Source organism: Fictibacillus enclensis (assembly GCF_001457035.1).
GTDB lineage: Bacteria > Bacillota > Bacilli > Bacillales > Fictibacillaceae > Fictibacillus_C > Fictibacillus_C enclensis.
In genome coordinates, this window is record NZ_KQ758620.1 from 234172 (window position 1) to 246755 (window position 12584).

Annotated in this window: 15 protein-coding genes and 1 pseudogene; 6 read left to right on the plus strand and 10 right to left on the minus strand. The window is 45.0% G+C overall.

The genetic code is table 11. The annotated features are described in order from the left end of the window. The first annotated feature begins 20 nt into the window (after positions 1-20). The gene (locus AS030_RS19220) at positions 21-602 is read left to right on the plus strand and encodes an LOG family protein (RefSeq protein WP_061974700.1); all 582 of its coding nucleotides are present in this window, start codon (positions 21-23) and stop codon (positions 600-602) included. A 192-nt stretch (positions 603-794) separates the two neighbouring features. Here AS030_RS19220 and AS030_RS19225 read toward each other — a convergent pair whose 3' ends face one another. Both AS030_RS19225 and AS030_RS19230 read right to left on the minus strand, forming a co-directional pair. Further along, positions 795-1694 carry a DMT family transporter gene (locus tag AS030_RS19225; protein ID WP_338082340.1) on the minus strand — a complete coding sequence of 300 codons (900 nt, stop codon included), beginning with the start codon at positions 1692-1694 and terminating at the stop codon, positions 795-797. A 432-nt stretch (positions 1695-2126) separates the two neighbouring features. Then, a complete protein-coding gene (locus tag AS030_RS19230; protein ID WP_061974704.1) occupies positions 2127-3038 on the minus strand; it encodes an SDR family oxidoreductase in 912 nt (303 codons plus the stop codon). Between the two features lie 238 nt (positions 3039-3276). On the opposite strand from AS030_RS19230, the gene AS030_RS19235 reads away from it, so the two are divergent. Both AS030_RS19235 and AS030_RS19240 read left to right on the plus strand, forming a co-directional pair. Then, positions 3277-3594, plus strand: a complete 318-nt coding sequence (locus AS030_RS19235) for an AbrB/MazE/SpoVT family DNA-binding domain-containing protein (protein ID WP_061974706.1) — start codon at positions 3277-3279, stop codon at positions 3592-3594. A 294-nt stretch (positions 3595-3888) separates the two neighbouring features. Next, a pseudogene (locus tag AS030_RS19240) lies at positions 3889-4949 on the plus strand (DmpA family aminopeptidase). 41 nt (positions 4950-4990) lie between these two features. Here AS030_RS19240 and AS030_RS19245 read toward each other — a convergent pair. Then, a complete protein-coding gene (locus AS030_RS19245; protein WP_061974708.1) occupies positions 4991-5542 on the minus strand; it encodes a GNAT family N-acetyltransferase in 552 nt (183 codons plus the stop codon). A gap of 94 nt (positions 5543-5636) precedes the next feature. Here AS030_RS19245 and AS030_RS19250 point away from each other — a divergent pair, with 94 nt between their 5' ends. After that, a complete protein-coding gene (locus AS030_RS19250; protein ID WP_061974710.1) occupies positions 5637-6440 on the plus strand; it encodes an SDR family NAD(P)-dependent oxidoreductase in 804 nt (267 codons plus the stop codon). A gap of 44 nt (positions 6441-6484) precedes the next feature. On the opposite strand, the gene AS030_RS19255 is transcribed toward AS030_RS19250, so the two are convergent. From AS030_RS19255 to AS030_RS19265, 3 genes are all read right to left on the minus strand, one after another. Then, entirely contained in the window at positions 6485-6835 is a 351-nt protein-coding gene (locus AS030_RS19255) for a VOC family protein (RefSeq protein WP_061974712.1), read from the minus strand. An 11-nt stretch (positions 6836-6846) separates the two neighbouring features. Beyond that, a complete protein-coding gene (locus AS030_RS19260; RefSeq protein WP_061974714.1) occupies positions 6847-7059 on the minus strand; it encodes a PhzF family phenazine biosynthesis protein in 213 nt (70 codons plus the stop codon). A gap of 98 nt (positions 7060-7157) precedes the next feature. Continuing rightward, on the minus strand, positions 7158-7670 hold the full coding sequence (locus tag AS030_RS19265) for a GNAT family N-acetyltransferase (RefSeq protein WP_061974716.1): 513 nt from the start codon (positions 7668-7670) through the stop codon (positions 7158-7160). Positions 7671-7813: 143 nt separating this feature from the next. On the opposite strand from AS030_RS19265, the gene AS030_RS19270 reads away from it, so the two are divergent. Continuing rightward, positions 7814-8329, plus strand: coding sequence for a DinB family protein (locus AS030_RS19270; protein ID WP_061974718.1), 516 nt, complete (start codon positions 7814-7816; stop codon positions 8327-8329). Positions 8330-8359: 30 nt separating this feature from the next. Here the strand turns inward: AS030_RS19270 and AS030_RS19275 are convergent, their stop codons facing one another. Next, entirely contained in the window at positions 8360-8767 is a 408-nt protein-coding gene (locus AS030_RS19275; protein WP_061974720.1) for a carboxymuconolactone decarboxylase family protein, read from the minus strand. Between the two features lie 122 nt (positions 8768-8889). Here AS030_RS19275 and AS030_RS19280 point away from each other — a divergent pair, with 122 nt between their 5' ends. Next, entirely contained in the window at positions 8890-9324 is a 435-nt protein-coding gene (locus AS030_RS19280) for an Lrp/AsnC family transcriptional regulator (protein ID WP_061974721.1), read from the plus strand. Between the two features lie 36 nt (positions 9325-9360). On the opposite strand, the gene AS030_RS19285 is transcribed toward AS030_RS19280, so the two are convergent. The 3 genes from AS030_RS19285 to AS030_RS19295 form a co-directional block, all read right to left on the minus strand. Further along, the gene (locus AS030_RS19285; RefSeq protein WP_061974723.1) at positions 9361-10407 is read right to left on the minus strand and encodes an aldose epimerase family protein; all 1047 of its coding nucleotides are present in this window, start codon (positions 10405-10407) and stop codon (positions 9361-9363) included. Positions 10408-10458: 51 nt separating this feature from the next. Next, positions 10459-10764, minus strand: a complete 306-nt coding sequence (locus AS030_RS19290) for a polysaccharide deacetylase family protein (RefSeq protein ID WP_061974725.1) — start codon at positions 10762-10764, stop codon at positions 10459-10461. A gap of 114 nt (positions 10765-10878) precedes the next feature. Next, on the minus strand, positions 10879-12537 hold the full coding sequence (locus AS030_RS19295) for a glycoside hydrolase family 43 protein (RefSeq protein WP_061974727.1): 1659 nt from the start codon (positions 12535-12537) through the stop codon (positions 10879-10881). Positions 12538-12584 lie beyond the last annotated feature (47 nt).

A 12584-nucleotide genomic window follows, 5' to 3' on the forward strand; every position in this document is an offset into this window, starting at 1 on the left:
ACTAAAGGAGGAATTTCAATATGAACCATATCGCTGTATTTTGTGGATCCAGGAGCGGCAAATCAGAAGTATACGTAAAGGAAGCCGCAAGACTAGGAAAAGAACTCGCTGAACGCGGCATTAGCCTCGTTTATGGCGGATCAAGTGCAGGCGTGATGGGAGCGGTCGCTGACGCTGTTATGAAGAACGGCGGCAAGGTCACAGGCATCATGCCGGAATTTCTTAAAAAACGTGAAATTGCCCACAAAAACTTGACCCAATTGGTTGTGGTGGATTCCATGCATGAACGTAAGGCAAAAATGTCCGAATTGGCCGATGGCTTTATGGTTCTTCCAGGCGGGGCCGGAACACTTGAGGAATTTTTTGAGATTTTTACATGGGCCCAACTGGGACTGCATCAAAAGCCGGTCGGTTTACTTAACACCAACGGCTATTATGACCCGCTCCTTTCGCTGTTTAACCATATGGCCAGTGAAAATTTCATGGAGGAGAAGCATCATAAAATGGTGCTTTCATCGGCTGAACCCAAGGATCTTCTCGATCAATTCAGCTCCTACTCCCCGCCTGGCATTAAAAGCTACCTGACGGAGAATCGTACATAAATTAGTTTTGAAGAGGCTGGCATGTCCGGCCTCTTTTTGGATTACGGTTTTATGAAAATGACGTGATATGCAACTATTTCGTGTCGAACCGCGATTAAATTTGCCAATACCGCAAGTAACAAACTCAATCTCCCCTAACGACACCTGTAAATAAAGTAAAAAGACAGCTGATCGGATCAGCTGCCCCTATTTTTAGGCTGATTTCTTTTCAACTGTTGTTTGCTTTCTTCCAAAACCATTTACAACAAGTACTCCGGCAATCGCAACCAATCCCCCTATGAGAGATAAGGTGCTTGGCCACTCGCTTAACCAAATCCAGGCGGTCAGGATCGCAACCCCGGGTTCCAAATAGATCATGCTGGCCACAGAGCTCGCTTTCCCTGCCGATAAAGCAATTGCCCATGTAACATAAGCAATCGCAGCCGGAAAAATGCCGACATACAGGGTGGAAATATGGGCTTCCAGTGTTGCATGCCCGATGGAATCTAGAAGCCCGGGAGCAAACCATAAAAACGGCAGTGTGCCCGCCCACGTCACATAGGCGGTAAGCTCAACAGGAGAATAGCGGGTTAAAAAAGCCTTCTGAAAAACAAAAAAGACGGAAGTCGCTACTGCGGCCATTAACACGAGCAGGGCACCGCCCGAAACCGTCAATGACGAGGAGCTCCCTAATGTGATCAGCACAATTCCGGTTAGACCAATAGCCAAACCCGTCCATCCTGGTATTCCAAGGTGTTCCTTCAATACAATAACAGCAAAAAGTGCTGTAAATATCGGGGCTGCTCCAATCAGCATGCCAGCCGTACCTGCTGAAATGGTTTGTTCACCAAATGTGACTCCAATATGATACATGCTGATTCCCACCCATCCGAGCAGAAGCAGCCGCAAAATATCTTGTTTTTTCGGTAATCGAAATCGGACCCCTGGCATAATTGCATACAGAATAAATGCAAATGAGGCGATTAAATACCGAACAAGCACCAGATGGCCCGCAGAGTAACCGCCGTGCAGGCTATATCGGATAGCAGCAAACGTGGATCCCCAAATAATAATCGTTATTAGTGCCATGCTTAAAGCCTTTGCGTTCATCATTTCACCTTCATTTTTTCAAATCTGAACCGTCTCTCCACTCTATCTATTTCCTTTTCTACGATCACAACTCCTTTTTTTATATCAAAAAAAGCCGCCCAATAGGCGACTTGTCTTTCAATTAAAATAAGCTCTAACGATTATGACAACTGTTCTTTTTCTTTTTCTCTTTTTTTACCTTCTTACATTTAAGAACATACTCTGAAGAAGAGCTAGAAGAGCTAGAAGAACTGGAAGAACGTTTGGATTTCTTTTTATGAGATGAACATCCACAAGAACGGTGCTGGAGGAATGACATTATGATCACCTCCTTACTCTCAAATCGAGACGAAGATACGAATCTTCTAATCTCTTAATAGAGTATGTTAAATGTGGTAGTTGGTGAGAATAATGGAGTAAAATGTGCTGTTTTCCCATAACGTAACTATCAATCTTTCATCTGTATCCCTCGGTATTTGCGGGCTTCCCGGCCGCCTCTACCTCCACAAGATACCTCCAGCAGTCCGGCCGGGTTCCGTCGACATCCGTAAAATGATAAACCTTCGCCAGTTGGCCGCTTGATAGAGACTGACCATTCCAGCGATGACGCTTGGCATCTTCAGCAAGTGCAGAAACAGCCCGTCCGATGTAACGCGGTGACTCTGAGATGACAAAATGAGGTTCTGTCTTTACGGCATCCCTCCAATTCTCCTCTGTTACCCTAAACGTCTCCAACATCAATTCCGAGCGGAGCCAGCCAGGGGTAAGCGATACTGCCGTACCACCATACGGAGAAAGTTCATGCGCCAATGCTTTTGCCATTGTGATAACTCCGTTTTTTGCAAAATCATAAAACAAAGAAAGACGGTAATTGTTTTTGTTATAGTCTTCTGTTCCATCTGTCACTTCAACCACCAAGCCTCCTTTGTTTTTAATGAGCAGCGGCAACGCATAATGGCTGGTTATAATATGGGTATCAATCGCCAGGCGCAGCATCCGGAACCCTTTTTCCAAAGAGTGTTTCCATACCGGTGTATTCCACTCTGCCAGATGCTCGCTTCCCCATATATCATTAACCAAAATGTCCAATCTTCCCTGTTCTTTTTCAATCCGATGAATCAAGGTTTCCACCTGCTGATGCACAAGATGGTCGGTTTGCATAGCAATACCCGTTCCTCCTGCTTTATTTACCAGTTCTGCCGTCTCTTCGATGGTTTCAGGACGCCCGTATTCAGAAGTTTCGGTTCGTGTGGTACGCCCCGTCACATAGACGGTCGCTCCAGCTGCACCCAGTTCCACCGCTATTCCCCGTCCTGCTCCTCTCGTACCGCCTGCCACCAGAGCCACTTTTCCCTCCAAAGGTTTCACAGTATCTGCCTCCTTGCTTTTTCCTTCACTCTATCACTAAAGGATGACATCCTCTGTCATATATAAACTGTTATTTTTACACCTTGTTCCATGTCCGTTTTTTTTTAAAACCTTGGCTGCTTTAAAATACTTTGTGCATAAAAATCAATGCGGCTAAGTGAAACGTTTTTATTCCTTTTGAATATTCGCAAAATATGGTAAAGTTTAAATAACATTTCCTGACAAAGGAGCATGCCAATTGATTGTTGAATGTGATAAATACTATATGCCCCGCAAAAACCGTGTATTGCTGTTGCCTATACAATGGCGAGAAGAATTTAACATCTCAGAAAATGACCTATTGTCAGTACATAAAGAAAACAACAGGATCATCATTACAAAGAAAAAAAACACTACTGGCTTTTCGCCAAAATTCATCAAGATCAATAAAAAAGGCGTCATCACCATTCCCAAAGCCATCGACGATGAACTGGAATGCTGCTTGCACCAGCTTTACATCAACCAGGACGAGAATTCCTTTTTGGTTGTCCCAGTAACGACAGAAAAGAGCAGCTGATTTAATCAGAGCTGCTCTTTTCTTTATGTTATTTTGATTGCTACTTAATCTTTGCTCGCCAAACCCCTCCTGCGACATGAGTAAAGCCGCAAGCTAAGGCGACCAGGCCAATGTAGGCCAGAACGCCAGTTACCCATGTGTTCACAACCGAAGCCCAATTATTAAAAAAACGTAAAAATCTCCCCTTATTTGTACATAGAACCCTTCCCATTCTTAAAGTGCGTATAACCGTTTAACAGAAAGAGTTTTATAATAGTAAAGAAAGAATTTGGTTATGAAGGGCGGCTAATTAACATGCAGCATCAAAAACGGATACGCGACTATGGAATTCAAATCGGACGGTTGGAACCGGGGCAGCACAATGCTATTACTGATGTGAAAGGAGTAACAGTAGGCCATGTAACGCTCAGCGAAGGAAGCATTCAGACCGGGGTGACAGCCATTCTCCCCCATCCCGGCAATCTTTTTAAAGAGAAGCTCATTGCATCCTGCCATGTGATCAACGGCTTTGGAAAAACGATGGCACAATTCAAATGCAGGAATTGGGCGTGATTGAAACCCCGATTGTATTAACCAATACTCTTAGTATTGGAACCGCTGCTGATGCAGTGATTCAATATACAATGGAGCACAACCCAGAGATTGGCCGCACCACAGGAACGGTGAACCCGGTCATTGGGGAATGCAACGATATGCTGCTGAATGACATACGCGCTCAATATGTTACGAAGGAGCACGTGTTTCAAGCGATACATAACGCTTCAACGGAGTTTGAGGAAGGCAGTGTCGGCGCGGGAACCGGTATGCTGTGTTATTCCTTAAAAGGAGGCATCGGCACCTCCTCCCGCACTTTTCAGCTCGATCATGGCACATACACCATTGGTGCACTCCTATTATCCAACTTTGGGATATTAAGTGATCTTATGATCAACGGGCGGATGATTGGCCAGGAATTAAAAGAAGCCCTTCTGCAATCGTGGGAGGAAAAAGACAAGGGTTCCATCATGATCATCATTGCCACGGACTTGCCTGTGTCAGAGCGGCAGCTGAACCGAATCATCAAGCGATCTGTTGCAGGGCTTTCAAGAACCGGATCCATTATTACGCATGGCAGTGGTGAAATTGCCATTGGATTTTCAACCGCTATAAAAATACCACACACTAAGCTGGATGATTGTTTATCCATTCCCGTGATACATGAAGAGGATATGGATACCGCCTTCCGTGCAGTTGGGGAAGCCGTGGAAGAAGCAGTGCTGAATTCGCTGGTAACCGCTACCCATGCCGTGGGCAGAGACGGCAACGAACGGCCGGCTTTTAAAGATTTATTACATCAATTTCATATTGAGTTATAAGGACCATAAAAAACTTCCTCATCCATTGATAGATGAGGAAGTTAAATATTTTCGGCCCAAATCATATGATGGCTTCCTTCTCCCCAATAATCCTTCATAACGTACTTTGGCTCACCTAGTTTTTTTCTCCATACCATTTGAGCCTGTTTGTAGCCGCTGTCCAGGCAGAATTGATTGATTCCTTTTCCCTTCATGTCAGCAAACAGGTGATTCAACAAAGCTGTTCCTACTCCCTGTTTTTGATAGTCCGGATGGACGTACACTGTTCCAATCTCCAGCCAATCTTTCAACGCTCGGTTTGTACAATTGATGATCAGCGCATTGGCTGGTCCGTAAGAGATGGTTCCAATCATTTTTTTCTCGCGAACATCAACGGCAATCAGAAAATAATACTCTTCTCCACTACGGGTGAAATCTCTCTGCAGGAAATCCTTCTTCTGTATCATTTCCTCTTCCATCTCTTCTGTCAGATGGGATATTCCTTCCTTTTTAAACGTATGTTTAATGACCGTTATAAAAAGCTGATTCAATTCCTCCTGATCTGCCTTTTCCGGTCTTCTAATAATCATTCCGTTCACGCTGCATTTTTGCATAGTAGGTTTGCTCTCCTCTTCCAAATGAAGTTTTTAGTCCACCAAGATAGGGAAAATGTAAATTAGTAACAGTACGACAAGGAGGCCAAAACAGATGACCATTTTTTCAAAAGACGCGCTAAAAGATCAGCACATCATTATAACAGGCGCGACAGGCGGCATCGGCTGGGAAACTGCCCTGGCGTGTGCAGCAGCAGGCGCCAATATAACCATTACCGGACGTAACGAAGACAAACTCGTTACACTCAAAGGGAAGTGTGAGGAATTGAATTCAAATAATTCCGTTCATCTGTTCAGTGCTGACCTTGATGCGGAAGAAGAACGGGAAAGCTTGCTGACAGGAGCCATTGACGAAATCGGACCGGTAACGGGTCTTGTGAATGCAGCTGGAATCACCGGTGGCGGCGTCTTGGAAGACTTAAAGGAAGACGATTTAAGAAAAGTGTTGGAGCTGAACTTTATTTCAACGGTCCTTTTCACACAACTTGTCTATCGGCACATGCTGGAGAAAAAGCCCAAAAAAGGAACCATCGTAAATGTTTCCTCCCTGTCAGGTCTGAGAGGAACACCCGGCAGCAGTGCTTATGCGGGATCCAAGTTTGCTCTCATCGGTTTTACTCAGTCATTGGCGGTTGAAGCAGCCGAGCGCGGCATTCAGGTCAATGCCGTATGCCCTGGATATGTCGATACAAAAATGGGCCGTGACAGCATCGCCCGAAAAGGAAGAAAATTCGGTCGAAGCTATGAGGAGCAGCTAAAAAAAGCAGAAGCCGGAATTCCTTCCGGAAGGATCAGTTCCCCTGAAGAGGTGGCCAATACGATAGTCTTTCTGCTCACAGGCGCAGCCGAAAACATTGTCGGGGAATCGGTCAAGATCTCCGGAGGAAACGTTCTATAGGAACAATTGAAGAAGGCACGGCCAAATAGAGGTCATGCCTTTTTTTATACTGTTGCTTTTTCTTTTGAAAAGTCAATGATTCTCAAGCAGTTGCCTGATATATCCCTACAAATGGCATAGCGGCCGGGGGGAATATCCAACGGCTCTTTTACAAACGTCATGTATTCCTTATGTTCTTTATAAAATGCATCCACACTATCTACTAAAAATACCCCGCCAGCAGACAGTTCCTGTTCATCCTCCTCAATCAGCATCCGAACATCAGAATTCGGCAGCACAAGAGCCACCGTATGCTCACCCTCCCGCCAGGCTTCTTCAAATCCAAAAGTATTACGGTAGAATGCGAGTGAATCCTCCAAATTAGTAACCGGGTAATATAAAAATGCAAGTTTCATAATTTCTCCTCCTAAACCGAAATAGATTGATGATCGAAAAAAGCTTCCCCTTCAAAAACCAGTACTGCCTGTCCTGAAATCAGTACTCTTTCTTCTTCAACCTTTTTCTTTAGTTCTCCTCCCCACTCTGAAGCCTGATAGGCTGCTAATTTCTTCTTAGTCAATTTGTTTTTCCAATATGGCCCTAAACTGCAATGAGAGGTCTGTTTAGCCACCTTTTGCATCCACAAATCATCCTATTCTTTTTTTTCCAATAGACACACCGCTGCAGGATTATCGCCAAATGGGTCACTCGTAAACGAATTCAAAAAAAATAGGTTCATTAGAAGTCCTCCAATTTTAACAAGTGTTTAACATCATCTGTCCCTGTTCTCACCATCACGATAAACTCCACTTCTTCCCTATGAAACGCCAAGGTCTCACGAAAACCGAACTTCTGGTATAAATGAATGGCCCGTTCGTTAAAGGAGGCCACGGTCAAACGATATGAAAATTTGCTGAATTGGCCCTCAAGGTATCCCAGTATAAAAGAAAAAAACATAGACCCGTTGCCCCGGCCGGTTAATTCCGGATTCATTCCCAACCCAATATCCAGTGCATCCTTTTCATAAGCCCCCGCCAGTTCCCCGGCCGGTACCTGTGCAGACGTTCCGGTACAAAAAAAGCCAACCAGCTTATCTCCTTCATCCAGCACAACAGAATAGTGATTTTCGATCAGTTCATTCATGGACTCTCTGCTTGTTGCCATGTTGTATAAGTCATAGGGAGCTTCATATTTCCAATTTAAAATTTGCAGTGCATATTCTTGTTTGATGGGTGTTACTGTTAATTGCATAATTGAACCCCTTTTATATACTTTTTTATCTATCTTCCTTTCTTCGCTTTAGGAAGATAGATTTCCTTTTACAGCAGGAAACCCAGAGTGGTTTAAGGAATATAGCTATGGGGTTGCATCAATTGTTAAAAAGGAGGATAACGATGACTGAACGGCCAAGACCTGATGAATATGCCGAGGACTTTGAATCTTATATCCAGCTGGTGCCTGAAGGGGACGTTTTAGAAACGCTAAAACAACAAATTAAAGAAACGGCTTCTCTGTTAAACTCGTTATCTGAAGAAGATGGTGAATACCGCTATGCGCCGAATAAGTGGAGCCTTAAAGAAGTCATCGGGCATATGGCAGATACCGAATGGATCATGAATTACAGGATGCTCAGCATCGCCAGAGGGGAAATGGCAACGCTGCCGGGATACGATGATGAGGAGTATGTAAAAGCCGCAGCGTTTAACGCTCACTCATTAACCGACTTGACCCAGCATTACACAAGCATCCGCCAGGCTACTCTCTCACTATTGAACACGCTGAGTGACGAAGCGTTAAAACGAAGAGGAGCGGCAAACAATGAGGAAGTGACAGCAAGGGCTCTCGCTTTTATCATTGCCGGCCATGAGCTTCATCACCGTAACATCATTAAAGAGCGTTATTTAAAATGACCAAGGGGAATTTTCCCCTTGGCCATTTTTTTATGCTTTCAATCCCATCATCGCCCCGAAATATTGGGAGGCTGTGGTAAAGGCGATAAACGCACACAGTTCACTGATTTCCTCGTCAGAAAAGGTTTCTTTCAACACCTTGAAAATAGAATCAGGAATATCTCCCTTCACTTTTAAAAAGACGTCCGCAAAACCAACGGAGATAGAGGTTTTTTCATCAAAAAGATGAGGTTCAGGCTTTCCTTTCGCCTTGCAGTATTCACAGCCGTTCCCCTGGGCCAGCGTTCTCCGCACCTGCTCTTTAAGACGGGATGAAAGTCTTCCTTCCTCCGCCAGCATACTGCCAAGGTCATTCCATCTGTTCATGACCTCCTGATTATGTCCGAGCAGATGCTGAAACGGTGTGGCTCCACGTTCTGATTCTTTTATTCTTGCCATTAAGCATTCCTCCCTGTACCCTTTAATGGTACTAAGGAAAACCAACCCCTGCCATTTACTATTAAACCTAATCTTTCAATTTTCTTTTTAAATTTAATGAGTTAAGGAGAATAACATTAAATATGAAAATCGACGATATCGACAGAAAAATAATTGATGAACTGCGGGAGAACAGCCGGCTGTCCATGAGCGAACTTGGGAGAAAAATCAATCTTTCATCTCCCTCTGTCACCGAACGTGTGCGAAGAATGGAATCGTTTGGCGTGATCCGAAAATATACATTGGAAGTGGATTATGAAAAGTTGGGCCAGCCGATCCAGTGTATTGTGGAGGCGACGGTAAAGAATGGAGATTACCAAGCTTTCAAGCGTTACATCGAGCGCCTGACCAACGTAGAGTTTTGCTACCGGATTGCGGGCAACGCCTGCTTTATGCTGAAGCTGCAGTTTACTACCTTCTCTGAAGCGGAAACATTCATTGAAGAAGCAAGTCCCTATGCGCACACGGTGACCCATTTTATTTTTTCACAGGTGAATACAGCGCCGAAACTGCTTTAAAAAAGCAGGAACCGCAACCCGGCTCCTGCTTCTTGGTTATTCCACTCCAAATGTGTACGTCGTATGGGCTTGATATTCCTCACCTGCATCCAGAACCACCGATGGAAACTGTGAATGGTGGATGGCATCCGGCACACCTTGTGTTTCCAGGCAAATGCCGAGATGCTTTCTAGATGGCACATCACGGAACTCTCCATCGGAATCCAGCATGTTCCCTGAATAAACGACCACGCATTTTTGATCCGTCTCAACCGTTAAGGTTCTTCCGCTTGTTTCCTCTTTCAGCACGATCTCATTGTTTTGATTCGTGGCCAGCAAGAACGGATGGTCATATCCCCCTCCAGCCAGCTTGTTCTGCTCATAATCTGCAGTTGTTCCTGTTTTCACCTTTTGCCCTTTTCGTAAATCAAACGGTGTACCCTGAACATTCAGCGCCCTGCCAGTGGGAATCAGTTCTTTATCCAGCTCCAAGAATTGGTCGCTCTTTAACTGGAGCGTGTGATCCTGAATATCATGCTTCAGGTTCCCGCTTAAGTTAAAGTACGAATGATTGGTAAGATTCAACAGTGTCTTTTTGTCGCTTTGGGCGGAATATGAAATGCTTAACGTGTTTTCATCATTTATAAGATAGGTAACATTAACCTCCACCCTGCCGGGGTATCCTTCTTCTCCATCAGGGCTGACATAGGAAAATTTCACCCCGCATTGCTCTTCCTCTTCAATCACTTCTGCACTCCATACCACCGCGTTAAACCCTTTTTTTCCTCCATGAAGGTGGTTGTTTCCATCATTTTTGGCAAGGGTATATTCCTGTCCGTCCAGTTCAAAGGAACCGCTCAGAATCCTTCCGGCGACCCGTCCGGCGATGGCTCCAAGGTAATTGGTGTCCTTCAAATAATCCCCCAGAGTATCGTGGCCAAGCACGACATTCTCCAGGTTCCCCTCTTTGTCGGGTGCCATGATGCAGGTAATGATTGCGCCGTAATTAATCGCGGAAACTTCCATTCCTTTGCTGTTGATCATCGTATAGGCCAAAATGTCCTGATCTTGTGTGGTGCCAAAGTTCTCTTGAATGACTTTCATCGTCCATCACCTTTCTGTCTGCCTGGTAAAGCCTATTGTCATCCCAAAAATTCATGGTAAAGTACTGTTCCGATCATAGGCACGAAATTGTACACCATCATTGTTGATCAGATCAATGAGTCTTGACAAAACGGATGCTGTTCCTTTCGTCATGTGAAGAAGAATGACAATCGGTCCCTCTGCAACCGCATCAATGCCTTTGATGGCGTTTTCAATAATCCGTTCCGGAGCGGTTTCGTGATGTTTCCAGTCTGCTGTATCCACGTTCCAGCCCCACATCCTCATCATGTACTGAACCAGCCCATGGCGCAAGTCTTCTTTCATATAAGGATGGCTGCCAAAGGGGGCTCTCGTCAAGTGAGTGTCACACCTGTTAATTCAGACAACGTTTTTTGGGCATGCCCTTCGTCAAACGTTAAATAAATGTCCTTCCTGTACCACCTGGGTCACTCAATTCTATTCTCCATGCGACTATTGGTTCACATACCATGGCTTTTCCGTTGTTCTAAAGCAGCTCTGAATTCGAACTCCCCGCTCCACGTATGAAAAGTAATCAAAATCCGCATAAAAGTCACGTCCGCTTAAATCCTGACTGCAAAGGCCAATAAACGCGCCTGTGAATCCTTGATCCAGCAAGGTGCCGCCTTTTTTCAATTCGGCATGGTCATCTGAGATTTTCCCGGCATCCAGAACAGGACCCACAGCTTTCCAATGTTCCCCGTCGGGAGAATAATAGAATTGGAGATCATGATACTCAATTTCCGCCTTTAAGTACACCTTTTCCCATCCTTCAATAGAAATGGGTGCATCCAAAGATTCATCATAATCACCCTGGTCATTGCTCATAATATACAGGCACTTTCCTGCTTCCTCATCCTTGCTGATGCAGAGATAATAATAGTTTCGGTTGTTGTAATAATAGATCAGTCCCGCCATTTGCTGAAAGGTTTGTGGACAGCACTCCACCTCTGTTTCTGCCAAGAACGAAAACGCCTGCTGTCTTCTGGCGATCAAACTTTGCCTGTGGTTGGAATTCATGGATTCCCTTCCCCTTAGCCTAAGATAACCGGGTCGTTCCTTTACCGATACCCATTCCTCGCTCATCGGTTCGCGCAGGGAATTAAAATGGATGCTAAGCCCTTCTCCATCAAAATCGTCAGTTTCAGGCACGGGTTTAATTGTAAACTCAGGGAGGGATGGTGCTTCCACTCTTTCATGGGGACGGTTACCTCCGTCTTCAAGTCTCAGCCAGTGATCATCGGTCCATACCGCTTTCTGGATGGAGGTTTCGCGCCCAAGGTTGCAATTTTCCGAGCCAGGCAACGGACGTCCGGTCAGGTGCACCATATACACCTCATTGTCCTGAGTTTCAACAATGCTCGCATGTCCGGCCTTTTGCAGCGCCAACTCTGGTTTCCCTTTTGAAGTCAGCACCGGTCCTTTGGGATCCACTTCATACGGACCAAAAAGACTCTGTGACCTGGCTACGGTTACTGCATGGTTATACCGCGTTCCTCCCTCGGCAGTGACAAGATAATAATAGCCGTTCTTTTTATATAGATGAGGCGCCTCCGTAAGCCCTAGGCTTGTTCCCTTAAAAATATTACGGATGGACCCGACAAGCTTTTCTTCCTGCGGAGAGTATTCCTGAAGCAAAATGCCGCCAAACGAATTTTTATTTTTGCGGTGATCCCAAACCATATTCACCAGCCATTTCTTTCCGTTATCATCGTGGAAAAGAGAAGGATCAAAGCCACTGCTGTTCAAATAGATGGGTTCAGACCAAGGCCCCTGGATATCTGTTGCCGTTACCAGGTAGTTGTGCGTATCCTTGAACGGGCCAATATGGCTTTTTACATCCGTATAAATGAGATAGAAGGTACCCTCGTGATAACTGAGACAAGGCGCCCAAACACCACCAGAACTTGGGTTTCCGAGCATATCAAGCTGGCTTTTGCGCGTTAATGGACGCGGCAGCAGCTCCCAGTTTCTCAAATCCTTTGAATGATGAATCTGTACTCCCGGAAACCATTCGAAGGTGGATGTTGCGATATAATAATCGCCTTCTACCCGTAGTATGGATGGATCAGGATTAAAGCCACGTAAAATTGGATTGATGATTTCTGACATACTAGTTCCTCCGTTCTTAATAGATTTTTCTGTTTTGTTCATCCTTG